The 24,176-nt window shown below is 41.8% G+C and carries 20 protein-coding genes; 18 read left to right on the forward strand and 2 right to left on the reverse strand.

The genetic code is table 11. The features are described 5' to 3' along the window. Position 1 precedes the first annotated feature (1 nt). The 17 genes from BUB77_RS04990 (at position 2) to mutY (ending at position 21,309) form a co-directional block, all read left to right on the forward strand. Positions 2-1,573, forward strand: coding sequence for an ABC transporter substrate-binding protein (locus BUB77_RS04990; protein WP_073273503.1), 1,572 nt, complete (start codon positions 2-4; stop codon positions 1,571-1,573). 125 nt (positions 1,574-1,698) lie between these two features. Next, positions 1,699-2,676, forward strand: a complete 978-nt coding sequence (locus BUB77_RS04995; RefSeq protein ID WP_073273504.1) for a LacI family DNA-binding transcriptional regulator — start codon at positions 1,699-1,701, stop codon at positions 2,674-2,676. A gap of 78 nt (positions 2,677-2,754) precedes the next feature. Then, entirely contained in the window at positions 2,755-4,782 is a 2,028-nt protein-coding gene (locus BUB77_RS05000; RefSeq protein WP_073273506.1) for a beta-galactosidase, read from the forward strand. A gap of 443 nt (positions 4,783-5,225) precedes the next feature. Further along, positions 5,226-6,575: a glycoside hydrolase family 53 protein gene (locus BUB77_RS05010; protein ID WP_073273510.1), complete on the forward strand. Its 1,350-nt coding sequence runs from the start codon at positions 5,226-5,228 to the stop codon at positions 6,573-6,575. 129 nt (positions 6,576-6,704) lie between these two features. Next, positions 6,705-8,039 (forward strand): arabinogalactan endo-1,4-beta-galactosidase, encoded by a 1,335-nt coding sequence (locus BUB77_RS05015; RefSeq protein ID WP_073273512.1) that lies wholly within the window; start codon positions 6,705-6,707, stop codon positions 8,037-8,039. 830 nt (positions 8,040-8,869) lie between these two features. Then, positions 8,870-10,072, forward strand: a complete 1,203-nt coding sequence (locus BUB77_RS05020; RefSeq protein WP_073273513.1) for a class I SAM-dependent rRNA methyltransferase — start codon at positions 8,870-8,872, stop codon at positions 10,070-10,072. Between the two features lies 1 nt (position 10,073). Then, positions 10,074-11,435 (forward strand): bifunctional folylpolyglutamate synthase/dihydrofolate synthase, encoded by a 1,362-nt coding sequence (locus BUB77_RS05025; RefSeq protein ID WP_073273515.1) that lies wholly within the window; start codon positions 10,074-10,076, stop codon positions 11,433-11,435. An 84-nt stretch (positions 11,436-11,519) separates the two neighbouring features. Then, positions 11,520-12,647, forward strand: a complete 1,128-nt coding sequence (gene pheA, locus BUB77_RS05030; RefSeq protein ID WP_073273517.1) for a prephenate dehydratase — start codon at positions 11,520-11,522, stop codon at positions 12,645-12,647. Between the two features lie 123 nt (positions 12,648-12,770). Further along, a complete protein-coding gene (locus BUB77_RS05035) occupies positions 12,771-14,063 on the forward strand; it encodes a S1C family serine protease (RefSeq protein ID WP_170866584.1) in 1,293 nt (430 codons plus the stop codon). Positions 14,064-14,517: 454 nt separating this feature from the next. Beyond that, positions 14,518-14,946 (forward strand): hypothetical protein, encoded by a 429-nt coding sequence (locus tag BUB77_RS05040; RefSeq protein ID WP_073273519.1) that lies wholly within the window; start codon positions 14,518-14,520, stop codon positions 14,944-14,946. Between the two features lie 128 nt (positions 14,947-15,074). Then, positions 15,075-15,851 (forward strand): hypothetical protein, encoded by a 777-nt coding sequence (locus tag BUB77_RS05045; RefSeq protein WP_073273521.1) that lies wholly within the window; start codon positions 15,075-15,077, stop codon positions 15,849-15,851. Positions 15,852-15,867: 16 nt separating this feature from the next. Further along, on the forward strand, positions 15,868-16,092 hold the full coding sequence (locus tag BUB77_RS05050) for a hypothetical protein (protein ID WP_073273522.1): 225 nt from the start codon (positions 15,868-15,870) through the stop codon (positions 16,090-16,092). A 202-nt stretch (positions 16,093-16,294) separates the two neighbouring features. Next, positions 16,295-17,287: a glycosyltransferase family 2 protein gene (locus tag BUB77_RS05055; RefSeq protein ID WP_073273523.1), complete on the forward strand. Its 993-nt coding sequence runs from the start codon at positions 16,295-16,297 to the stop codon at positions 17,285-17,287. A gap of 46 nt (positions 17,288-17,333) precedes the next feature. Continuing rightward, complete coding sequence (locus BUB77_RS05060; RefSeq protein ID WP_073273525.1) at positions 17,334-18,293, forward strand: glycosyltransferase family 2 protein; 960 nt, start codon at positions 17,334-17,336, stop codon at positions 18,291-18,293. 189 nt (positions 18,294-18,482) lie between these two features. Further along, complete coding sequence (gene ilvN / locus BUB77_RS05065; RefSeq protein WP_073273527.1) at positions 18,483-18,989, forward strand: acetolactate synthase small subunit; 507 nt, start codon at positions 18,483-18,485, stop codon at positions 18,987-18,989. An 83-nt stretch (positions 18,990-19,072) separates the two neighbouring features. Continuing rightward, the gene (ilvC, locus tag BUB77_RS05070) at positions 19,073-20,083 is read left to right on the forward strand and encodes a ketol-acid reductoisomerase (protein WP_073273529.1); all 1,011 of its coding nucleotides are present in this window, start codon (positions 19,073-19,075) and stop codon (positions 20,081-20,083) included. Between the two features lie 140 nt (positions 20,084-20,223). Further along, positions 20,224-21,309: an A/G-specific adenine glycosylase gene (gene mutY / locus BUB77_RS05075; RefSeq protein ID WP_073273531.1), complete on the forward strand. Its 1,086-nt coding sequence runs from the start codon at positions 20,224-20,226 to the stop codon at positions 21,307-21,309. A gap of 114 nt (positions 21,310-21,423) precedes the next feature. On the opposite strand, the gene BUB77_RS05080 is transcribed toward mutY, so the two are convergent. Both BUB77_RS05080 and BUB77_RS05085 read right to left on the reverse strand, forming a co-directional pair. Continuing rightward, complete coding sequence (locus BUB77_RS05080) at positions 21,424-21,921, reverse strand: hypothetical protein (protein WP_073273533.1); 498 nt, start codon at positions 21,919-21,921, stop codon at positions 21,424-21,426. Positions 21,922-21,941: 20 nt separating this feature from the next. Next, positions 21,942-22,895, reverse strand: coding sequence for a LysR family transcriptional regulator (locus BUB77_RS05085; protein WP_073273534.1), 954 nt, complete (start codon positions 22,893-22,895; stop codon positions 21,942-21,944). A 120-nt stretch (positions 22,896-23,015) separates the two neighbouring features. On the opposite strand from BUB77_RS05085, the gene leuB reads away from it, so the two are divergent. Beyond that, on the forward strand, positions 23,016-24,101 hold the full coding sequence (leuB, locus tag BUB77_RS05090; RefSeq protein WP_073273535.1) for a 3-isopropylmalate dehydrogenase: 1,086 nt from the start codon (positions 23,016-23,018) through the stop codon (positions 24,099-24,101). Positions 24,102-24,176 lie beyond the last annotated feature (75 nt).

The raw sequence follows: 24,176 nt of genomic DNA on the forward strand, positions 1-24,176 counted from the left end.
TATGAGAAACAGAATGAAAAGATTAGTATCTGTTTTACTGGTAGCTGCAATGATGGTAGTAATGCTTGCAGGATGCAGTTCTTCTAAGCCGGCAGACAGTAAGGAAAGCACGACGGCTTCTTCTGACAGTGGGGAGAAAAAAGCAACTGACACATCAAAGCATGTAGATTTGACCATGTATCTGCTTGGGGACAGAACACCCGATTTTGACGAGGTTTATGGGAAAATCAACGAGATTCTGGAGAAAAAATTGAACTGCTCCTTAAAGGTAGAATTCTTATCATGGGGAGAACATGATAAGAAGTATTCTCTTTTATTCTCTTCACAGACGGATTTTGATTTAATCTTTACGGCATCAAGCTGGGGACATTATGAGCAAACAGTTGCTTTAGGCGGATTTGCTCCATTATCAGAAGATTTCATCCAGACCTATGCACTTGATATCTGGAAGGTTGTGCCCAAAGTAGCATGGGATCAGGCAAAAATTAACGGACAGATTTACATGGTACCGAACTATACCAACGAATTTGGACAGGATGTTATGGCCGTTCGCGGTGATTTAATGAAGAAATACGGTTTTGATAATATTACAGGCTGGGATGAACTGGTTGCCTTCTATAAAGCTTGTGCTGCGGATGGTATTTACGCAAGCCAGAGCGATCTCTGGTATCAGTATTTCCAGTCAAAGGGTTATTCCACGACAGGCGGAGCACCACAGGGCGGAGAACTGGTTCTTTATAACGCACAGGATCCCAAGGATTTGAATTTTAACTATATTCTTGACTGGGATGGTTTCCGTGACTACTGTATTCAGGCAAAAGAACTTGCAGATGCAGGAGCCTGGTCAAAGGATATCTTAAATTCTACCGATGACAGACAGACCGGTCTTCTTACAGGAAAAACAGCAAGCTTAACCTGGAACCTGGGAAGCTGTATGACCTATGCAAAGCAGGCGAATAAAGAGCATCCGGAATGGAATGTTACAATCGTTGATCCAAACGCTTCTCTTCCTAAAAAAGTAAATTCCTACATTAACAATGGCGTTGCCATCAATGACAACAGCAAGAATAAAGAAAGAGCCATGATGGTATTAAATGAGTTCTATACCGATCCTGACGTTTATGATCTTGCAATGCTTGGTATTGAAGGAAAACATTGGGAAGCAGTAGGTGATAAGCAGTATAAGGTACTGGATGAGACTAACTATGGTGTAAGCAACAACTGTAACTGGGGATGGAACAATACAACAATCCAGAGAACCGAATTTATTGAGAACAGAGTAGCCTTAGATGATACCTATGATGCACTGCAGAAGGCATTTAACAGCAGTATCAAGGCAGAGCACGTATATGACGGATTTAATTTTAACTCCTCCAATGTCAGCACACAGTTTGCTGCGGTAGAAGCAGCACTCGGTACTTACTATAGTCCTTTGAAAAACGGATTGGTGGATGATGTTGATAAAACAATTGCAGAAATGAAAGCAGCCTTAAAGAGTGCCGGAATTCAGGATGTGTTAGATGAAATGAAGCGTCAGGCAGATGAATATGTAGCAGGAAGACAGGCGAATTAAATCAAAAGCTATGCAGGCGGAAGGGCTACTACAGAAACCGTAGCAGCCCTTCTTTAATTCTTAGGCGTGTATTGAAAAGGAAACCGTTCAGTTTAGACCTAAGGATTAAAAATAGGAGAGCAGGAATGACATTAGATAAAATTGCACAGGAATTAGGTATTTCAAAAAGTACCGTATCTAGAGCACTGTCCGGAAAAGGAAGAATCGGGAAGGAAACCGTGGAGCTGGTGCAGAACTTTGTATGGGAGCACAATCATGTGGAGGAAGAAAAAGAAATATTGAAAAACAGCACCCTTAATATCGGGGTAGTACTTCCGGCGGATATTTATAGGGGAGGAGGAAGCTATTTTCAGAACTGTCTGCTTGGAATCTGTGAAGCAGCCTCTATGTTCGGATATAATGTTCTGATTATAACCGGAAAACAGCATGATATATCAGAACTGATGTTTCTTGTAGAAAATAAAAGAGTTGACGGGGTTATTCTGACCAGAAGCTTTGAAGATGACAGGGCGCTCCGGTATCTGACAGAGAAGCATTTTCCCACAGCACTTACCGGAACCTGCCAGTATGAGGAGGTAATTCAGGTCGATACGGATAATGAAGAGGCAGCAGAAAAAATGACCTCCATGCTGATCGGTAGAAAATTTAAAAAGTTTGCTCTTTTAGTAAAGGATATGAGCTTTATTGCAGATAAAAAGCGGCATGATGGATTCTGTAAGGCGCTGTTCAAAAATGGAATTTCAAAACAGAGCCAGATTTTCTATAATGGTTCTGTTAAAATGGAATTTTTGGATTCCATCATTGGAAATCTCATTGCACAAAAGGTAGAATGTGTTATCTGCGGAGATGACGAAGTCTGTACTATGATTATGTCAAGACTTCAGGCAGAAGGCTATCGGATTCCCATGGATATTGCCGTTGCCTCCCTTTATAACAGTCCCAATTTAGAGTGCTATTCACCGGCAGTTACCGCAGTAAATGTAGCAGCGAGCCAGATGGGAAATGTAGCGGGCAAACAGCTCATTCAATGCCTGTTGGGAAGAAAATATGAAGCCAGGGTTATTTTGGATCATGATATTATATTCCGTAAATCAACAAATTGAGAACAACAAAAAGCATTTTTTCAACTACGGATTCAGGAATATCAAATCTTCGATTTGATATTCACGAAAGGGGATAATATGAAACAGACAGGATTTATATACGGCGGTGATTATAACCCGGAACAGTGGCTGGATACACCGGAAATTTTAAAACAGGATATTGAATATATGAAGGCAGCCCATATTAATGAAGTAACGCTTGGTGTGTTTTCCTGGTCAGCTCTGGAGCCCCAGGAGGGTGTCTATGAATTTAAGTGGTTAAGGAATATTATTGATAATCTTTATGAAAATGGAATTTCTGTTATTTTGTCAACACCCTCTGGAGCAAGGCCTAAGTGGCTGGCAGACTCTTATCCAGAGGTTCTGCGGGTTAATGCGGACCGTACCAATAATTTATTCGGGGGAAGACATAATCACTGCTATACCTCGCCTGTGTACCGTGAAGCGATTTATAAGATTGACCGAAAGCTTAGTGAACAGTTCGGAAACCATCCGGCCGTGACCATCTGGCATATATCCAATGAGCTTGGCGGAGATTGTCACTGCCCGTTGTGTCAGAAAGCGTTCAGGCAGTGGATTGAAAAAAAATATGGAACCATAGAGGCTTTGAATAAAGCCTGGAATACGGCCTTCTGGAGCCACACGTACCCAAGCTTTGAACAGGTGGAAAGTCCGTCTCCAAGGGGAGAACAGGAGCTGCATGGATTGAATCTGGACTGGAAGAGATTTGTAACAGACCAGACCGCAGATTTTGTATCCTGGGAGAAAAAAGCCATCTGGGAGGGCGGTTCAGAACTGCCGGTCACGATTAATATGATGTATGATTATAAGGGGCTTAATTATCATAAATTCAAGGATTTGATAGATTTTGCTTCCTGGGACAGTTATCCGACCTGGCACAAAGAGGAGGAGAAGGAAACGGCCCTTGATACGGCTTTGCAGCATGATTTTATGAGAAGTATTTTGAAAAAACCATTTCTGTTAATGGAATCCTGTCCGACTGCAACGAACTGGCAGAGTGTCAGTAAATTAAAACGTCCCGGAATGTTAGGCGCCGCTTCTCTGCAGGCGGTTGCCCATGGAGCAGACAGTGTCCAGTATTTTCAGATTCGCCAGAGCCGTGGTGCCAGCGAAAAGTTCCACGGAGCGGTTATTGACCATTATGGCGGCATGGATACCAGAGTATTTGAAGAGGTCACAGGAGTGGGAAGCCAGCTGCTGGAGCTTTCAGAGATTGCGGGAAGTACCGTAAGAGCAAGAGCTGCCATACTGCATGACTGTGAAAGCCGTTGGGCCATGGAGGATTCCCAGGGGCCAAGAAACAAGGACCTGCATTATATGGATGTGCTGAAAAAAATATTTCATGGCCTGCGAAAGCTTGGATTAGATGTGGATATTCTAGACATGGAAGAAGAGTTAAAGGGTTATGACCTGGTGTTTGCACCAATGCTTTATATGTTCCGCTGCGATATTGAAACAAAAATTCGTAATTTCGTAGCGAAGGGCGGAACCTTTGTCATGACCTACTGGTCGGGAATTGTAAATGAAAATGATCTGTGTCATCTGGGTGGTACACCGCATCAGCTGATGGAGGTTTTTGGACTTCGCAGCACCGAACTGGATGCTCTTTACGAGGGAGAACGAAACAGCGGTAAATCAACAGGAGCATTTTTTGAAAAGGAAAAGCGATATGAATGCAGGAATTTCTGTAATCTGATCAGGACAGATTCCGCAGAGACACTTCTTAGCTTTGAAACGGATTTTTATGAGGGTTATCCGGCATTCGCAAGAAATTCGTATGAAAAGGGCAAGGCTTACTACATCTGTGCAGATTTTGAAGAGAGCTTCTATGATGATTTGTGCCTGAAGCTAGTAGAGGAGAAAGGGTTGCTTAAAGTTCCGTTTGACATACCGGAAGGAGTAGCGGTTACTTCAAGGGAGAATCCTTTAAAAAAATTCCTGTTTATACAAAATTTTAGAAAAGATAAATTTTTAGTCAACCTGCGGAATACGGAGTGGAAGCTTCTCATGGGTGATGATACCGGAGTAATCGGACAGTATGGGACAGCCGTATACTGGACGGTAAATCAGGAAGAGCGGGCGTGACTAAAAAATTCTTAATATACAATCTGGACGCCTTATAAATCTATTCGGTTATCTTTATCACACTAGTTAAAAGTTCTGGGTATATTTCACAATCATGATGAAGGGATATGTTAATTGAATATTCAACCACAGCTTCCAGAATATCCGGGCAAAGCCTTAATATTCTGGAAGGTAGTATGGAAACAAAAGATATTTCACACTTTTTATTTAGGCAGATTCGCAAACGAGCCTGCGAAATGCATGGGTGGTATTATGAGATATTCAAAAACAGAAAAATCCCTTCTGCTATGATAAAGCTTTATTCAACAAAAACAGGGAGGTGAATACGGGCCAGAGTGTATTATCTGCGGGAATTATGAGAAGGCTTTAAGCTGGTTTTCATAAAAGGTCAGATAATGCTTATTAAAATCACATAAATTTTATTTTGTAAAGGGGGTAATACAATGAACAGAGTACTCAAAAAATTAGGTAAGACGGTGATTTCGTTAATACTTGTTTGGACTTTAGTACTTGTCGGCAATTCAGGTATAACGGAAAAGGCTTATGCAGCCACTTCTATTTCGGGGGTACCGCAAATCTCTAATATGACAGGCGATTTTTTTCGCGGTGTGGATATATCTTCCGTTCTTGCACTGGAGAACAGCGGCGTAAAGTATAAGTATTTAGACGGTACCGGTGGTGATATTTTTAAGATTCTTGCAGGTGCGGGTGTGAATTATGTCAGAATCCGTATCTGGAATAACCCGTATGATTCTGTTTCTCCCTATAAGGGATATGGCGGAGGAAATACGGATCTGTATACTGCTAAGGTTCTTGGCAAGAGAGCAACCGATGCCGGAATGAAGGTTTTTATTGATTTCCATTATTCTGACTTCTGGACAGATCCGGCGAAGCATTATGCTCCAAAGGCATGGGCTAACTACAATCTTAAATACAAAAAGGATGCTGTTTATAACTATACCTATGATTCCCTGAGGGAATTGATAGATTATGGTGTTAATGTGCAGATGGTTCAGATTGGAAATGAGACGAACGGCTCTTTGTGCGGGGTTGGCGGCTTTGCAGATAATGTCTGGGATTTAAGTTCAGGCGTTGCAGATTTGATGAAGCAGGGATGCTATGCGGTGAATGATATTAATAAAAAGTATGGAAGAAACGTACTGAAGGTACTGCATTTCACACGTTTGATTGCCGATGGGGAATGGTATGCAGAGCAGGTCAATAAGATGGGTGTGGATTATGATGTATTTGCCGCATCCTTCTATCCTATGTGGGATGGTACGGTTGAAAACATGACAACGGTTCTGACTAACATTGCAAAAAAGTATAACAAGAAAGTAATGGTAGCGGAAACAGCTTATCCATACACATTTGATGACGCGGACGGCTCGATGAACAGCATCTATGGCACCGCAGCGATGAACTATTCTAATTATCCTGTCAGTATTTCCGGCCAGGCTCAGGCTCTTTACGGTGTATTTAACGGTATTGCCCAAATAAACAGCACATTACCCGGCTATGGTCTGGGTGCTTTCTACTGGGAGCCGGCATGGATCGGAACTGACAAATCCGCATGGGGAACCTATGGAACGGGCTGGGCCTCTTCCACATCGGAAAAATATGAAAGATTATTCAGCTCAACGGCATCGGAATATTCTACAACAGATCAGGGAAGTTCCTGGGATAATATGACCTTGTTTGACAAGAACGGAAGGGCGACCAACGCTCTGTATGTATTTAATGATATTCGCGGCGTGAAAAGCGTGACCACAGCAGGTAGTTCCGGTAATTAAAGTATGTTTGAAGTGTAATACTAATAGCTGGGGAACGGTGGATGATTTTGCATTATATAGAATTTCTGATTGATAATGCAGCCTAAAATCCGCTATGATAGGCCACTTTTTTAAATTGGGAGGATAGTTATGAGGAAATCTCGCATAAAATTATTAGCATTCTGCATCGGTGCCAGTCTTTGTTCCGTAGCTCTGTCAGGCTGTGGAGCAGGCAGTACGAAACAAGATGCAAAAACACAGGATGTAATCACATTTCCGTTGCCGGAGGGCCCTGAAAAATCCGAAATCTATGTTGAACCGGTTGCAAATATTTCAGATGATTTTATACGGGGTATGGATGCATCTTCTGTACTTGCCCTCGAAAAAAGTGGCGTAACGTATTATAACTATGAAGGGAAGGAACAGGATGTCTTCATGACGCTAGCCCAGTCCGGTGTAAACTATATACGTCTGCGTGTATGGAATGACCCATACGACGAAAATGGCAACGGCTATGGCGGCGGTAATAATGATGTTCCTACTGCCGTCAAGCTTGGAAAGCGGGCAAGTAAGTATGGCATGAAGGTATGTATTGATTTTCACTATTCAGACTTCTGGGCCGATCCTAACAAACAGCATGTACCAAAAGCATGGGAAGGCATGAGCAAGGAGGAAAAGAGCAAGGCACTCTATGATTTTACAAAGAAAAGCCTTAAGAAAATGCTTGATGCAGGTGTAAATGTGGGAATGGTGCAGATTGGAAATGAAATTAACAATGGTATGTCGGGAGAAATAGGTCTTCCCGCAGTTGAGAAGCTTTTACAGTCAGGAAGCCTTGCCGTGCGGGAAGTAGCTAAGACCTACAAAAAGGAGATTCAGGTTGCTGTACATTATACAAATATCGAGAACGATACAGAAATAGATCATATTGCTTCAAGCCTGTCAGACTTTGGCCTTGATTATGATATCTTTGCATTATCCTATTATCCCTTCTGGGATGGTACGAATGAAAATATGCAGAAGGTTGCCAAAAACATTCAAGAGAAATACGGGAAAAAAGTGGTGATTGCAGAAACCTCCTATTGCTATACTTCCGAAGACGGTGACGGCTCCGGGAATAGCTTAAAAGGCACGGACGATATTGTGGAGGGCTATCCTGCGACCGTACAGGGGCAGGCCAGTATGATAAGTGATATCTGTGCGGCGGCAAATGAAGCCGGTATTCTCGGTATCTTCTATTGGGAAGGAACCTGGATTCCGGTGGGTAAAGCAACAGAGAATAATTCGCCCATCTGGGAAAAGTACGGAAGCGGCTGGGCAAGCAGCTATGCGGCAAAATATGACCCGGCAGATGCGGGCTTGTATTATGGCGGTGACTCATGGGACAATCAGGCCATGTTTGATTTTGATGGTCACCCGCTTGCCTCCTTAAAGGTGTTCCGGTATTTAAAATATGGTACAAGTACAGGCAAAGGAAACAATTGAATATTTGGGTTAAATCGTTTTTAAATCATCAAGCTGATTTCATATAGAAATTCAGTAAGCTCTTAATTACTATGGCGTATTTATTAGTAAATCCAATGATGTAAGATAAAGCTATTCATTCAATTATTATTGTTTGGATAGCTTTTCTTATGTACTCTGTCCTTTCGGTCAAATGTATAAACCGGTCGATAATTCGCAGCTTACATTCCCACTGGACCGTTGTTATGCTGACACAGAAGTTGATTGAACTAAAAATCGTAGAGGATATCAGTGATGAAACAGTCCGTCTTACTTTAAAAAAAGGAACCTCTAGAGACAAAATGCCAAAACAACCCCCTTGGTCATCTGTGCATATCCATTATTTGGTCTTTTGCGTTAGCCGTGCCCAAAACCCTATAAGACCAAAACAAAATAACTGTCCATGGGTTTATTGCATACCCTCAGATGATTTTGGCTTACCTTTCGTAATTTTCTATTGAGGAGTTCCCTAATGACACTTAAATGCCGGCAGCTGTTCCTAGGTAAAATTATACCACTGTTTGAGCTCACAGCCCTGCACAAATACAACCTCCCAGCGAGTTTGGTATAATTTCACCTGCCAGGAACAGCTGCCGGCATTTTAGTGGAATTCGGAACCCCGAACGAGAAAATTACGAAAGGTAAGCCAAAATCATCGTCCGTTCCCAATCCCCCCCTTTCACCCTTACTACAATCCCCACAAAATAAACACACGAGTAAATAAATTGTGCAGTCGAAGGTTAATTAGCTTCGTTGACTTTCACCATCACTATGATATAATTGGTGACAAAAGCAAAAGACAGGAGATATTCATGGAAAAAGCAATTGTAACCTTAAAAAAGGGAGAAGGAAGAACCTTAAAGGCCGGAGGCATGTGGGTTTATGATAATGAAATTGCAAGTATTACCGGGGATTTTGAAGACGGTGATTTGATATATGTTCATGATTTTGACAGTTATTACATGGGCTGTGGATTTATTAATACCAAGTCTAAAATAACTGTCAGGATGCTTACAAGAGTTAAGGGGGAAGAAATCGATAAAGCTTTTATCAGAATGCGCGTACAGGCTGCCTGGGATTACCGCAAAAAGGTGGTAGATACCAGTAGCTGCCGTATTATATTCGGAGAAGCGGATTTTTTGCCCGGTATCGTGGTGGACAAATTCGCCGATGTGCTGGTAGTACAGTCTTTGGCCCTTGGAATTGACAGGCTAAAGAAGGATATTTTGGACGAGCTTGTTGATATATTAAAAAAAGATGGAATTTCCATTCGCGGTATTTACGAACGCAGTGATGCCAAGGTCCGGGAAAATGAGGGGATGGAGAGAAGCAAAGGCTTTATCGGTGACCCCTTTGATACAAAGGTAGAGATTATTGAAAACGGTGTGAAATATATGGTGGATATAGCGGAGGGGCAGAAAACCGGCTTCTTTTTGGACCAGAAATATAACAGAGAAGCCATTAAGAAGCTGTGCAAGGACGCCAGAGTACTTGACTGCTTTACCCATACAGGCTCTTTTGCCTTAAACGCCGGACTTGCCGGGGCAAGGGAAGTAACAGGGGTGGACGCCTCTTCCCTTGGTGTCAGCCAGGCAGAGGAAAATGCTCTTTTAAATGGCTTACAGGATAGGGTGCATTTTACCTGTGAGGATGTATTTGAGCTGCTTCCAAGGCTTGAGAAGGAAGGGGAGCTCTATGATGTGGTCATTCTGGACCCTCCTGCCTTTACCAAGTCCAGAAATTCCGTGAAAAATGCAATAAAGGGATACCGGGAGATTAATTTAAGAGCTCTTAAACTGATCAAGGATGGCGGGTTCCTGGCAACCTGTTCCTGCTCCCATTTTATGACACCGGAGCTTTTTACAGAGACAGTAGGACAAGCGGCTAAAAGTGCGAAAAAAAGACTGCGCCAGGTAGAATACCGGACACAGGCTCCGGATCATCCGATACTTTGGGCAGCAGACGAATCTTATTACCTGAAGTTCTATATCTTCCAGGTGTGTGAGGAAAAATAAAATGGATTATAAGGAAGCCTTGGATTTTTTGGAAGAAATAAAAAAAGTGGGCAGCAAACCTGGACTTACAGCAATAGGGCAGCTTTTAGAAGAGCTCGGCTCACCTCAGGAGGGAATGGCCTTTGTGCATGTGGCAGGGACGAATGCGAAAGGCTCGGTAAGTGCCTATATTGCATCCATACTGGCCTGTGCCGGCTATGTTACCGGAAGATTTTCTTCCCCGGCTGTTTTTGTGTATGAGGAAATGATACAGGTATTGACGGGAGAGCCGGAGAGCAGTCTTGATAAAGCAGCTGCTGGTGAAAGCCTTGCCCATTCCCCAATTCACATTTCTCCCATTGAAAAGGAAGAGCTTGCTTCCTGTATTGAAGTGATTAAGGCAGCCTGCATTAAGATGGCAGAGGAGGGGAAGGAGCATCCCACTGCTTTTGAAGTGGAAACGGCTATGGCATTTTTATATTTTCGCAGGAAGAACTGTGATATAGTGGTTCTGGAAGTGGGAATGGGCGGAAGGCTGGATGCTACCAATATCATAGAGGCTCCTAAATGCTCGGTGCTTACCTCCATCAGTATGGATCATTGGGAGTATCTGGGGAATACCTTAAAAGAAATAGCCTGGCATAAAGCAGGGATCATAAAACCTGGCATACCGGTTGTTTCCTATAAGCAGGAGGAAGAAGCGGAAAAAGTTATAAAAGAGGTGGCGGAAGAAAGAAAGGCTGTTCTTACGACTGCTGATTTTTCGGATATTACAATTCACAAGATGGATATGGACGAGACTCTCTTTGATTATGGGGCTTTCAAGAATTTAAAAATTAAGCTTCTTGGCAAACATCAGGTTTATAATGCGGCTACGGCAATTACAGCAGCAGAGGCCTTAAATAATAATGGAATTCCCATAGACAGAAAGGATATTTACAGGGGACTTCAATGTACGGAATGGGAAGGCAGGTTCCAGCGCATTAACAGTAACCCCTTAATTATAATAGATGGAGCCCACAATGAAGGAGCGGCCGGGGTTCTTGCAGAAAATATACGGATATATCTTAAGAATAAGACCCTGTACTTTGTTATGGGAATGTTTAAAGACAAGGATTACGAAGCTGTTTTACGTCTTACGGCGGAATATGCGGAGGAGATCTACTGCATTACCCCGCCCGGTCCCAGAGGCCTGCCCTCCAGTCAGCTTGCAGAGGCAGCAGCAAGGCAGGGGGTTAAAGCGGTGAATGCGGTAAATGTAAAGCAGGCTCTTTCCGGGATAAAGGAAAAAGCCGGGGAAGCCGGGGAATATGCCATTCTGGCCTTTGGTTCCCTTTCTATTCTGAAAGAAGTAAAGGAAGAAGTAAATTGTTTATACCAGTAACCACAAACTTAAGATGCGGTTTCTTTCATTGGATTTTGTGCCGCCGTAGATATGCCGTTTTGGCGGCAGAATGTGAGGTAATGAATGATAGATTTACAGGATAGCAGGGACGAAATAGACAAAGTGGATAAGGAAATCGTCCGGCTTTTTGAACACCGTATGAAGTTAGCGAAGGATGTAGCAGAATATAAGATTCAGACAGGAAAAAAGGTTTATGACAAGGAACGGGAGGAAGCAAAAATTGCCTCCCTGAAAGCCCTGGCAGGAAATGATTTCAACCGTCATGGTATAGAGGAACTATTCATACAGATCATGTCCATGAGCCGTAAGATGCAATACAGCCTGATAAATGAAAAGGATATGGGTATTCCCTTTGAAGAAATAGACGCCCTTCCGGTGGACTCCGCCACAAAGGTGGTGTGGTTTGGAGTGGAAGGCTCTTACACAGAGCAGGCTTTTAAAGAATATTTCGGGGAGGAAGTCAGGGCCTTTAATGCTGCTACTTTCAAGGAGGTAATGGAGAAAGTAAAGGACGGAAGCGCCGATTATGGTGTTCTGCCCATTGAAAATACATCCACAGGAGGAATTACGGATATTTATGATCTTTTAATTGAATATGACAATTCCATCATGGGAGAACATATACTTAAAGTAAACCATGTGCTTTTAGGCCTTCCCAAGGCAGAGTTAAAAGACATCACAAAAGTGTATTCCCATCCTCAGGGGATTCTCCAGTGCAATAAATTTTTAGAAGCCAATCCTCAGATAAAGCCGGTGGAATATGAAAGCACCTCCGGCGGAGCCAAAAAGGTGTATATGGATGGTGATATCACTCAGGCAGCCATAGCGGGAAAGCAGACTGCTGAAATATACGGATTGAAGATATTAAAAGATAATATCAACCATGAATGTAATAATTCCACGCGCTTTATTGTTATCGGCAAGAATAAAAAGTACAAAAGAGCTGCGAAAAAGGTGAGTATCTGCTTTGAACTGCCCCATGAAAGCGGAAGTCTTTATAATATGCTGTCCCATTTCATCTACAACAACCTGAATATGACCAAAATCGAATCCAGGCCTTTGGAAGGCAAGACCTTTGAATACCGTTTTTTTGTGGACTTTGAAGGCAATTTAAAGGATGCCGGAGTAAGAAATGCCCTCTATGGGATTAAGGAAGAAGCAATCATGTTAAAGATTTTGGGAAATTACTAAGAGTTCTTCATATTTTTTTCAATTTCTCTACACAAAGAGGACATAATTTGATGTTAAACTTTAGTCATAAACAAAAAAGAAACAAATGAAATAGATAGCTAAAGTTTGAAAGGAGAAATGATTATGAGTGAATTTAATGATTTTAATCATGAAGATACCGATAAGATTATTGAAGGCCAGGGAGTTATCCTGGATGATATCCCTCAAAAGGAAAAGAAAAGAAGAAGCAGGGGCAAGGGAAGAGGTAAGAGCTTTGCCAAGCTGGTAGCCTCTGCATTGGTATTCGGACTTGTAGCAGGTGCCGCTTTCCAGGGCTTTAATATGGCAGCAGGCGGAAGCTCCTCCAGTGTAAAGGTTGGCAGTGTTTCCACGGACAACAAATCAAATGGTGATGTAAACGCTGTTGAGACAAGTACCTCACAGAATAAGGATTCCAGCAGTGTATCCACGGTAGTAGCCAACGTAATGCCATCCATTGTTGCAATTAATTCTACCATTAACCAGACTACAACAGATTTCTTTGGAAGGCAGTACGACCAGAAGGAAGAAGGCAGCGGTTCCGGTATTATTATCGGACAGAATGATAATGAGATTTTAATAGCAACCAACAACCACGTAGTTGAAAATGCAAGCTCCGTTCAAATTGTATTTGGTGATGATACAAAGGTTAATGCGACCATCAAAGGTACGGCGCCTAATTCAGACCTTGCGGTTGTTGCCGTAAAGACAAGTGAATTAAGCAAAACTACCCTGAGTGACATTAAAATAGCAACCTTAGGTGATTCCAGTTCCTTAAAGCTTGGTGATATGGCAATTGCAATCGGTAATGCCTTAGGATATGGCCAGTCCGTAACAGTAGGATATGTCAGTGCTTTGAACAGGGAAGTCACGGTTAATAATGTTACTCTTAAGCTTATCCAGACAGATGCGGCAATTAATCCCGGTAACAGCGGCGGAGCATTGTTGAATTCTAAGGGTGAAGTTGTTGGTATCAACTCCGTTAAATATGTAGATGACAGTGTTGAAAGTATCGGCTATGCTATTCCTATTTCTGATGCTATTCCGGTCATCAATGAATTGATGAACAGCAACTCTACCGATAAGACAGAATCCGCTTTCCTTGGTATTCAGGGAAAGGATGTAACCAGTGATTATGCTGCAAGCTTTAATATGCCGGAAGGTGTTTACGTTGGCAAGGTATCTAAAAACTCTGCGGCAGAAAAAGCCGGCTTACAGATTGGAGATATCATTACAGGAATAAATAATGTGAAGGTACAGTCTATGACCGATTTACAGCAGGCATTGAGCTATACCAAAGCCGGTTCCGCCGGAACCATCAAGGTAGAAACTCTGCAAAAGGGTAAATATGTGGAAAAGACATTAAATATTACCTTTGATTCCAAGACTGGTAAATAAACCGATATTACATGAACCACAATAGCCGGTTAAACAGACGAATCCTATAAAACGGCAAAGGATAAATTTAAACCGTACAGGGAATGTGATATGCTCCCCTTAATGTCATTGACTTTAAAGGAGAGCATATCACATATCCTTGTACGGTTTTATTTTTTTGCGCAAAATCACCCCAATGATAAGTAAATTGATAAATAAGTTATATAAAAAGTATAATGGTTATCAAAATAATAAGATCGAATTGATGAAATTAAATCGAATATCAAAAATATGGAAGATTTTTGACTGAAATATCCTAATACGTTATAATTATGTCGTATTAGTATTAGAGAAGTAGCAGGTAAAAAGTTTGTTTTAATTTGTTTGCTTTAAGTATTTTTATAGTAAATATAATTTGAGATGTTTTATTTTAATAATGATGCAGTAAAACAATAATTTTAAAAGGAGGAATGTTATGGCAGGTATATATTGGTATGAATGTAGAATCGAAGAGGCACAACGTAAGATAGCTTCTTTGAAAGATAAATTGGATAATTTAAATTCGATGAAGAGTGAAGTATCCAATGGTGCAGATATAACGCAGGGCCAAATTGAGAAGAAACGCAAAACAGCAAAGGATTTATTGATGATGGAATCAAGATTGCCACTCGTTCGTAGCTTAAATGATAAAGTTCAAGAAAATGTTGATGATACTTTTCGGTATAATATGTTATCTAAATTTGATGATGCAGATGCAGAGGTTAACTCTGCGATACATAAGGTACAAGAAGAGATAGAGGAACAAAATGAGATTATTAGGCAATGCAGATTAGAAATAATTCGTATCCAGGAAGAAGAAAGAAGAGAGGCAGCAAGAAGAGAATCAGAAAGAAACAAAATATAACAGGTATTAAATTTTATTCCTGAGTGGGATTTTTGAAACTTTCAGAAATTAGAAAAAAACTAGAGTACATATAAGAGTTGTATACATCAATAAGAAAGAAAATAATTGTAATTTAAAGGAGAGAATCTGTGACGAAATATATGAAAGTGGGGATTTTAATTATGGCGATTTCAATGTCAATGGCAGGATTAACAGGATGTAAAATGGCAAAAGATAAAATTGAAAATAAAATTGAGGATAATCTAAAAGTTGAAATAGGTGAAGAGTTTAAAGTTTTTTGGCTACAAGGCTCGAACTTTGATACGGAATATAAAGCATATGTATCACCAGTGAGTAATCAGGAAATACGCTTTACAGTATTTGCAGATAAAGATGGAAAATTAGATGGTTCTTATAAAAGTAGTTATTATACAGCTAAAGTCTGGAACGACTTTGCACAAGAGATAATAAACGAGTTTGACGTAAATGGGCTGGAGGCATTCTGTAAAGCAGAAGCAGGGCCGGCTACAGAAGAAGAAATGTCGATTGTGCCAGAAGTAACTTCACTTGATACAACAGTAAAAGAGTATTTAGAGTTGATTCCAAACTGCGAGTTTGGCATATATGTGATTTTGAATGAAAGTGATGCAATGAATAAAGAAACATTAAATAAGATCGTAAAGGTATTAGAAAAGGAGAATGAAATATATCCTGGAATTAGTATTTATGCTAAGTTTTATTTTTATGATGAAGAAGGGTATAAAAAAACCAAAGATTATTTTAAAAGTACAGTGCATCCTTCCAGTACGGTATTGAAAGAGAATAATTTGAAATATTCATTAAATAATGGAATAAAGGATGGGATGGTAAATTATTCAGTCCAAGAGATGTTAGAAACATTGGGAGAAAGTAATGTAACTCAATAGCGTATAGGAGGTACAGATGGGATATACGGATAAAGAACTAAGAGATGCAACGCAGATAGCATATATGGATTTGAGTTATGGATATAATTATCTGGTAGAAATAAAAAATGAAAAACCGCCATTTTCCATTAGGCAAATAATAGATAGTACAAAAGAAACAAAGATAAAAAAAAATCTGGAGGATAAAATAAAGGAAGGCGATATATCGATTGATTTATACAAAGACCATAAATTTTATTGATGACGTTGCAGAGAAAGATGATTTATAATAAAAGTGAATTGCACGGGATTTAACGCTGCAACCCAGTATTCAGGGTGGTGGCTTTTTTAGTTATTTTTAAGTAAATCATAAGGAAAAAGTAACATTCTAATTCCTTGACAAACAGAAGCACACACGGGTATGATGTAGTTTATAGATTAAGAAAAGTGAGGTCATATCTGTGATGGAAGCAGCGGATATTAAGATAGATGTTATTATACCGATATATAAGCCGGATATTAAATTCAAACATTTGATAGAGCGTTTAAAAAAGCAGAAGGACAAGCCGGACAGAATAATCCTCCTTCAGACCATAGAAGAAGAAAAACAGGGAGAAAAGAATAAGAGCCTGATAGGAGAAGAATTTATAGCCTATGCCATGGAACTGGAAGCAAGTGACTTTCGCATTGAGTGTGTTGAAATAAACAAAAAAGATTTTGACCATGGCGGTACCAGGGCTTACGGAGCCTCCCTTTCCAACGCAGATTTATTGATGTTCATGACGCAGGATGCGGTCCCGGCCGATACCCTGCTTATTACAAAGCTGAAAGAGGCTTTTACGGAACCGAATATCGGAGCAGCCTACGGGAGGCAGCTTCCCAGAGAGGAAGCCGGAATCGTTGAAAGCTATACCAGAAAGTTCAATTACCCGGAAGCCGACTCGGTCAAGACCCTGGAGGACCTGCCAAAGCTTGGGATTAAGACCTATTTTTGTTCTGATGTCTGTGCTGCATACAGAAGAAGTGTCTATGAGGAACTGGGGGGTTTTGTTACCAGGACAATTTTTAATGAGGATATGATTATGGCAGCCGGCATTATAAAAGCCGGGTATGCCGTTGCCTATGTATCGGGAGCTAAGGTGTATCATTCCCACAGCTATACCTATAAGGAGCAGTTCCGAAGGAACTTTGACATGGCTGTTTCCCAGGCAGAGTATCAGTCGGTCTTTTCCGGCATCAAATCAGAAAGCGAAGGGAAGAAGCTGGTACTTCAGACTGCTTCCCATTTGGTAAAAAGAGGGAGAATTTATCTGCTGCCCGGGCTTGTTGCTGAGAGCGGCTTTAAATACCTGGGATATCTGGCAGGCAGGAATTACAGAAAGCTGCCCCTTTCCCTTATCAGAAAATGGAGCATGAATCCAGGCTATTTCCGGGAAGGAAAAGGCAGCCGGAAGTAAGCAGGAATATCCGGTCAGAGATTGGATATTTACGAAAGGGGTAAAGATGGACAGGGTTCATATTATTATGGCAGTTTATAATGGAGCAGCATATCTGGCAGAGCAGATTATGTCCATTAGAAAGAATACTTTTACTGATTGGGTGCTATGGATCTTTGATGATGGCTCCTCCGATGAAACAGAGGATATTATTAACAGGCAGTCAGCAGAAGCCGATGGCAGAATCCATTATATGAAAAATGCAAGAAATAAAGGAGTGACCCTTAATTTTCTGGAGGGCATAAGAACTGCTGTAACGGGAGCAGCGGACAGTATTCCTGTAAAGGCAGCAGAGAATTACTATATGTTCTGTGACCAGGATGATGTCTGGATGCCGGATAAAATTGAGAAGACTCTGAAGGCTGTGAAGCGGAATGAGAAGAGGTATTCAAAAAAGCTTCCTCTGGCGGTATTTACCGATGCCCTGATAGCAGATGAGAAATTAAAGGTAATTAACCCTTCTTTTCATAAAAGCAATCACCTGAATACAGGGAAATTAGACCTTCCCCACATCCTGATGGAGAATAAACTTATCGGATGTACGGTTATGTTTAACAGTGCCTTAGCAGACAAGCTGACGGTAATTCCCCGTAATGCCAGATACCATGACTGGTGGATAGGCTTGCTGGGGGCTGCCTTTGGGCATCTGGTGTATCTGCCTGCTCCTACGCTTTATTACCGGCAGCATGGAGAAAATGTTGTCGGGAACCAGGATTTTCATGCTTATGTAAGGAAGAGGACAGCCGCTTTAAGGGAGCAGAAAAAAGTACTTTACTCCAACGTAACGCAGGCAAAGGAGTTTTATGACATCTACCGGGACTCCCTTTCAAAGGATAAAAAAATGCAAGTTTATGCAATGGCACATCTCATGGAAAAGAACTGGTTTTATAAAAGATATCAGTGCCTCCGCTTTGGATTCTTAAAATCCGGGTTGGTAAGAAATGCCGCATTAATGTTGATATTATAGAAAAATCAAGGCTTTTTATGCAAGGAACTTCATCTGCTTTGAGAAAGATGCTGGATTTGGATAGTTCCTGAAAAGTGAAAAAGAAACATTTCCGGTTTTATTTATTGACATTTGATATTCATATTGTTACAATGTAAACAATTTATATGCAGGAAGCGAAGGTGTTACAATCCGCTAAAGGAGGTCAATATGAAGAAAATGGTTTTGTCAATACTGGTGGATAATACTGCCGGAGTGTTAAGCCGTGTCTCCGGATTATTCAGCAGAAGAGGTTATAACATAGACAGCCTTACTGTCGGCGTTACCCAGGATCCTTTGTATTCCAGAATGACAGTAGTAGTTAATGGGGATGACCAGATACTGGAGCAGATCAGAAAGCAGCTCTTAAAGCTTGAAGATGTAAGGGAAGTAAGGGAGCTTTTACCGGAAGAGTCTGTATGCCGGGAATTGATTTTGGTCAAGGTGCTTGCCGCCGTGGAAGAACGACAGGCTGTTATTGCAGTAGCGGATATTTTCCGTGCCAAGATAGTGGATGTGGCGATGGAATCTTTAATGATAGAGCTAACCGGAAACCAGGCTAAGATAGATGCTTTTATAAAGCTTTTAGAGGGCTTTACCATCAAGGAAATGGTCAGGACCGGTATCACAGGACTGGCAAGAGGTTCGGGGGATATTGCGGACTATCTGGATGATTAGGTATTATTCCTAAGTGTAACCACACTATTGTGTAGCCACACTTTTTCAATAATAATTTTAATTTTATTAGGAGGATAAAAGATATGGCAAAGATTTTTTACCAGGAAGACTGCAACTTATCATTACTGGAAGGCAAAACCGTAGCGATTATCGGTTATGGCAGCCAGGGACACGCTCATGCATTGAATGCGAAGGAATCCGGTGTTCATGTCATTATCGGACTCTATGAAGGCAGCAAATCCTGGAAGAAGGCAGAAGCAGCGGGCTTTGAAGTGTATACGGCGGCAGAAGCTGCAAAGAAAGCCGACATCATTATGATTCTGATTAATGATGAGAAACAGGCAAAGCTCTATAAGGAATCCATCGAACCGAACCTGGAGGCAGGTAATGTACTTATGTTTGCCCATGGTTTTTCCATACACTTCGGACAGATATTACCTCCTTCTGATGTAGATGTTATTATGATTGCCCCCAAGGGACCGGGACATACCGTTAGAAGCCAGTACCAGGAAGGCCAGGGTGTTCCCTGCCTGATAGCTGTTGCACAGGATGCGACCGGTAAGGCACATGATATCGGACTTGCCTATTCACTTGCTATCGGCGGAGCAAGAGCAGGTGTTCTTCAGACAACCTTCAGGGAAGAAACAGAAACAGACCTTTTCGGCGAGCAGGCTGTTCTTTGCGGCGGTGTAACACAGCTTATGAAGACAGGCTTTGAAGTACTTGTAGAAGCCGGTTATGAACCTGAAAGTGCTTACTTTGAATGTATCCATGAAATGAAGCTGATTGTTGACCTGATCAATGAAAGTGGTTTTGCCGGCATGAGATATTCCATTTCCAATACGGCAGAGTACGGTGATTATATAACAGGACCTAAGATTATTACGGAAGATACCAAGAATGCCATGAGACAGGTATTAAAGGACATCCAGGAAGGTGTATTTGCCCGTAACTGGCTCCTTGAGAACCAGATTGGATGTACGAACTTCCTTGCTATGAGAAGAAGGGAATCCGAGCATCAGCTGGAGAAGGTCGGAGACGAGCTTCGTAAGATGATGAGCTGGACCAATAAGAACAAATTAATTAATAACTAACAGCTTTGCAGACAGTAAAATATAAAAATTATTGACAGGAAAGCATAAGCTGTCAGAAGCAATAATAGAGGGCGTGCCGGAACGAAAGGTTCCGGTGCGTTTTTTCACGAAGAAAACAGCATTTGAAAGGCCATGGAAATATGAAATATGATTATTCCCCAACAATAGATTTTTTACTGGACTGGTATGAGCAGAATGCAAGGATACTTCCCTGGCGTGAGAATCCAAAGCCTTATTATGTCTGGATATCTGAAATCATGCTTCAGCAGACCAGAGTGGAGGCAGTAAAAGCTTACTTTGAACGTTTCATTAAGGTACTGCCGGATAGTAAGGCTCTGGCTGAGGTGGAAGAAGAAAAGCTGTTAAAGCTTTGGGAGGGGCTGGGTTATTATAACAGAGCCAGAAACCTGCAAAAGGCAGCCGGAATACTTGTCAGTGATTATGGCGGAGAGCTTCCGGGAGATTATGGAGAGCTTCTGAAGCTTCCGGGTATTGGCAGCTACACGGCCGGAGCAATTGCCTCCATTGCCTTTCATATTGCAGAACCGGCTGTTGACGGAAATGTGCTAAGGGTAATGATGAGAGTGTCTGGCAGCTTCGATGACATAACGGAAATGAAAGTAAAGAAGCAGCTGGAAGAGGATTTAAGGGCGGTGCTGCCAAAGGACAGGCCGGGGGATTTTAATCAGGCGGTCATGGAATTAGGTGCAACCGTCTGCATCCCGGTAGGAAAGCCTCTGTGCGAAAAATGCCCCCTTATGCATCTGTGCCAGGCATTTAAGAACCGAACGGAGAACCGGATACCGGTCAAGAAGGAAAAAAAGCCGAGGCAGGTTCAGGAGCGGACGATTCTTATACTGGAAATGGGCGGAAGATATGCTATTTGTAAAAGAGAAAAAAAGGGACTTCTGGCCGGAATGATGGAATTTCCGGGAGTTCCGGGGAAGCTTACACCACTTATGGCGGAAGAATATCTTCAGGATTTGGGGTATGGAGCAGAAGAATTGATACCCTTAGGAGAGGCAAAGCATATATTTTCTCATGTGGAATGGCATATGACGGGCTATCTTGTACACTTAAGGGAAGGTGTAGCTGAGGCTGCCGGGTGCTATAAGACGGGTAATGAGGAGAACAGGGCATCTTTGGTCTGGGCCCTGAAAAGTGAAATAGAAGAGAGATATTCTCTCCCCTCGGCCTTTGATTTTTACAGAAAGTTTGTTATCTGACAAAAGTACGGATAAATTATAATTAAGTAGGTAAATTAGCGGCTCGACGCTAAACAAAAGCTGCTGCAGGCTTGTTAAGCAGGATATATATAACAAGGCTGCAGCAGCTTTTGTTTAATTTTGATTACATAGCACAATAATCCGGTAGGGAGTCGTGATGGCAGGAATACTTCTGGTGGTAGGGCCGTAAAGCACGATAAGATTGTGATTTTCGGGATTTTGATAGAAGTATTGACCGTTTTCTAATACAATAAGGGTAGTTGGAGCAATATTTAAACGAAGCATTCCATTACTGCTTATCAGATTCCGGTTAAAAAAATCCACTGTAATGTTAATATCACCCAGATTTACAGCCATTATCAGAGCACGGAACTGGGGAGGATATATAAGAGGAACCGGGGCATTGCGGTCATAGAAGCCGGTAACAAAGTCACCCTCCTGGGCTAAGGTGTTGTCAATAAAGTAGGTGGAAGGGGTTACAAGAAAGTTGATTATGTTTTTTTCGTTATCTTCTATGGTAAACAGCTTGCTGCAGCCTAAAGTATCTCTTGAGTCCAGCAGGATATCCTCTATGGACAGAATTGTTCCGGAATAGGAATTATATTGGATCATAGGAGGCTCTTTCCGTTATTTTATTTTAATATATGCACCTGGCTTATGCAGCGTTCCTTGTAAAAATTGATAAAATGCTTTACGGCTTGAGGAAGAAAGGCCTCCTTACTGTGAGCAAACCCGACAGACCTCTTTTCCAGAGGCGGGTCCAGGGGAAGTTCCAGAAGCTCCCCCGTCTTTAGCTCCTCCTGTATAAATTCCTTTATGACACAGGAAATCCCAAGGCCGATTTTGGCAAAATCAATCAGCAAGTCCATGCTGCTTACTTCCAGCAGTTGATTTGTCTTTATATTGTTTCTGGTAAAGTAATCCTCCACATATAATCTGGTAATGTTCTTTTCATCCAGAAGCATTACATTGGAATACCTGAGAATTTCTGTGGCGTTTTGCGCTTTCGGGGAAACTTTATTCCTGGTATTCTTTGACAGCTGAAGGCTTAAATTGTCCAGGTAGGTCTGGGTGCTGACAAAGATATCTTCAATCTGCTGTATTTCATAAAAGTCCATGCCTTTCAGATTGTCGGGCTTACCAATTAAGCCGATATCTATTTTATTCTGGTTCAGAAGCTCCAGGGTCTTATAGGTGGACTGGCACTCCATGGTGATTTTAATATGGGGATACTGCTTTACGAAATCTTTCAGATATGGCAGCAGGATGTACTTGCACAGGGTATTGCTGACACCGATACGAAGGTGCCCCATACCAAGCTCCTGCATGCGAAAGAGCGTCAGCTCCCCCTGTTTTAAGGTGTCAAAGGCAGATTTCGTATATTCATACAAAAGGCTTCCTTCCTCTGTCAGGCGGACACCTCTGGAGGAACGGATGAATAAGGTCATGTGAAGATTATCCTCCAGGGCCTGGATTGCCTTACTGACAGCCGGCTGGCTGATAAAAAGCTCCTTGGAGGAGCGGGAGATATTCCCCGTTCCGGCTACGGAATTGAAAATACGGTATAGGGTCAGATTGGTTTCCAAAAAAATCTCCTCCTTTATCATAACTTATAGTTATAATAAATATTCTTATTATGTATTTCAATTATATCAAAATTTGTGTTAGAATACCAGTAAAAGAAGGAAAGGCAGGAAATTAAGTCGATGGAATTCAGTGTTGCGGTTATTCCGGGAGATGGAATCGGACCGGAAATTATAAGAGAAGCAAAGAAGGTTCTGGATAAAGCAGGAAAGGTTTACGGACACCGTTTTCACTACACGGAGCTTCTAATGGGAGGGGCATCTATCGATGTCCATGGCGTTCCCCTTACGGAGGAAACCCTTGCCACAGCAAAAAAGAGCGATGCTGTGCTTTTAGGAGCAGTAGGAGGAAATGTGGGGGTATCAAACTGGTACAGCCTGCCGCCGGAGCTAAGACCGGAAGCAGGACTGCTGAAGATTCGAAAAGGCCTAGAACTATTTGCCAACTTAAGACCCGCACTGCTTTTTGAGGATTTAAAGAAAGCCTGTCCCTTAAAGGAAGAGATAATCGGAGAAGGTTTTGATATGATCGTGGTAAGGGAGCTGACGGGAGGACTTTATTTCGGAGAGAGGAAGACCGTAGTAGAAAACGGACTGAGAAAGGCCTATGATACCCTGACCTATGACGAGGAAGAAATAAGAAGAATAGCAAGGGCGGGCTTTGAAACTGCCAGAAAGAGAAGAAAGAAGCTGTGCAGTGTGGATAAGGCGAATGTAATAGACTCCTCCCGGCTATGGAGACAGGTAGTTAAGGAAGTGGGAAAGGATTATCCGGACGTGGAGCTGAGCGATATGCTGGTTGATAACTGTGCCATGCAGCTGGTGAAGGACCCGGGACAATTTGATGTAATCCTTACGGAAAATATGTTCGGAGATATTTTATCCGACGAAGCAAGCATGATAACCGGCTCCATCGGAATGCTCCCTTCGGCAAGCCTTGGAAAGACAAAGCTTGGACTTTATGAGCCCAGCCATGGCTCGGCACCGGATATTGCAGGACAGAATAAAGCCAATCCCATGGCAACTATTCTATCGGCGGCCATGATGCTAAGATATTCCTTTGACCTGGAGGAGGAAGCCCTGAAGATAGAGGAAGCTGTTAGAAAGGTATTAAGCAAGGGCTACCGCACTGTCGATATTATGTCCCCGGGAAATGTTTTAGTAGGAACGGATAAGATGGGAGACCTGATTGCAGAAGAAGTCAAATAATAGTACTTTTGATTTTAAATAAATTCTTCAAAACATAGTAAGGAATATGAAATCAAGGATTTGATATTCCGGAAA

Source organism: Anaerocolumna jejuensis DSM 15929 (assembly GCF_900142215.1).
GTDB classification, from domain to species: Bacteria; Bacillota; Clostridia; order Lachnospirales; family Lachnospiraceae; genus Anaerocolumna; species Anaerocolumna jejuensis.

What these genes read in the sequence shown, in the direction of transcription:
- BUB77_RS04990 (WP_073273503.1), top strand. Translation starts at nt 2, where the DNA reads ATGAGAAACAGAATGAAAAGATTAGTATCTGTTTTACTGGTAGCTGCA.
- BUB77_RS04995 (WP_073273504.1), top strand. Translation starts at nt 1,699, where the DNA reads ATGACATTAGATAAAATTGCACAGGAATTAGGTATTTCAAAAAGTACC.
- BUB77_RS05000 (WP_073273506.1), top strand. Translation starts at nt 2,755, where the DNA reads ATGAAACAGACAGGATTTATATACGGCGGTGATTATAACCCGGAACAG.
- BUB77_RS05010 (WP_073273510.1), top strand. Translation starts at nt 5,226, where the DNA reads ATGAACAGAGTACTCAAAAAATTAGGTAAGACGGTGATTTCGTTAATA.
- BUB77_RS05015 (WP_073273512.1), top strand. Translation starts at nt 6,705, where the DNA reads ATGAGGAAATCTCGCATAAAATTATTAGCATTCTGCATCGGTGCCAGT.
- BUB77_RS05020 (WP_073273513.1), top strand. Translation starts at nt 8,870, where the DNA reads ATGGAAAAAGCAATTGTAACCTTAAAAAAGGGAGAAGGAAGAACCTTA.
- BUB77_RS05025 (WP_073273515.1), top strand. Translation starts at nt 10,074, where the DNA reads ATGGATTATAAGGAAGCCTTGGATTTTTTGGAAGAAATAAAAAAAGTG.
- pheA (WP_073273517.1), top strand. Translation starts at nt 11,520, where the DNA reads ATGATAGATTTACAGGATAGCAGGGACGAAATAGACAAAGTGGATAAG.
- BUB77_RS05035 (WP_170866584.1), top strand. Translation starts at nt 12,771, where the DNA reads ATGAGTGAATTTAATGATTTTAATCATGAAGATACCGATAAGATTATT.
- BUB77_RS05040 (WP_073273519.1), top strand. Translation starts at nt 14,518, where the DNA reads ATGGCAGGTATATATTGGTATGAATGTAGAATCGAAGAGGCACAACGT.
- BUB77_RS05050 (WP_073273522.1), top strand. Translation starts at nt 15,868, where the DNA reads ATGGGATATACGGATAAAGAACTAAGAGATGCAACGCAGATAGCATAT.
- BUB77_RS05055 (WP_073273523.1), top strand. Translation starts at nt 16,295, where the DNA reads ATGGAAGCAGCGGATATTAAGATAGATGTTATTATACCGATATATAAG.
- BUB77_RS05060 (WP_073273525.1), top strand. Translation starts at nt 17,334, where the DNA reads ATGGACAGGGTTCATATTATTATGGCAGTTTATAATGGAGCAGCATAT.
- ilvN (WP_073273527.1), top strand. Translation starts at nt 18,483, where the DNA reads ATGAAGAAAATGGTTTTGTCAATACTGGTGGATAATACTGCCGGAGTG.
- ilvC (WP_073273529.1), top strand. Translation starts at nt 19,073, where the DNA reads ATGGCAAAGATTTTTTACCAGGAAGACTGCAACTTATCATTACTGGAA.
- mutY (WP_073273531.1), top strand. Translation starts at nt 20,224, where the DNA reads ATGAAATATGATTATTCCCCAACAATAGATTTTTTACTGGACTGGTAT.
- BUB77_RS05080 (WP_073273533.1), bottom strand. Translation starts at nt 21,921, where the DNA reads ATGATCCAATATAATTCCTATTCCGGAACAATTCTGTCCATAGAGGAT.
- leuB (WP_073273535.1), top strand. Translation starts at nt 23,016, where the DNA reads ATGGAATTCAGTGTTGCGGTTATTCCGGGAGATGGAATCGGACCGGAA.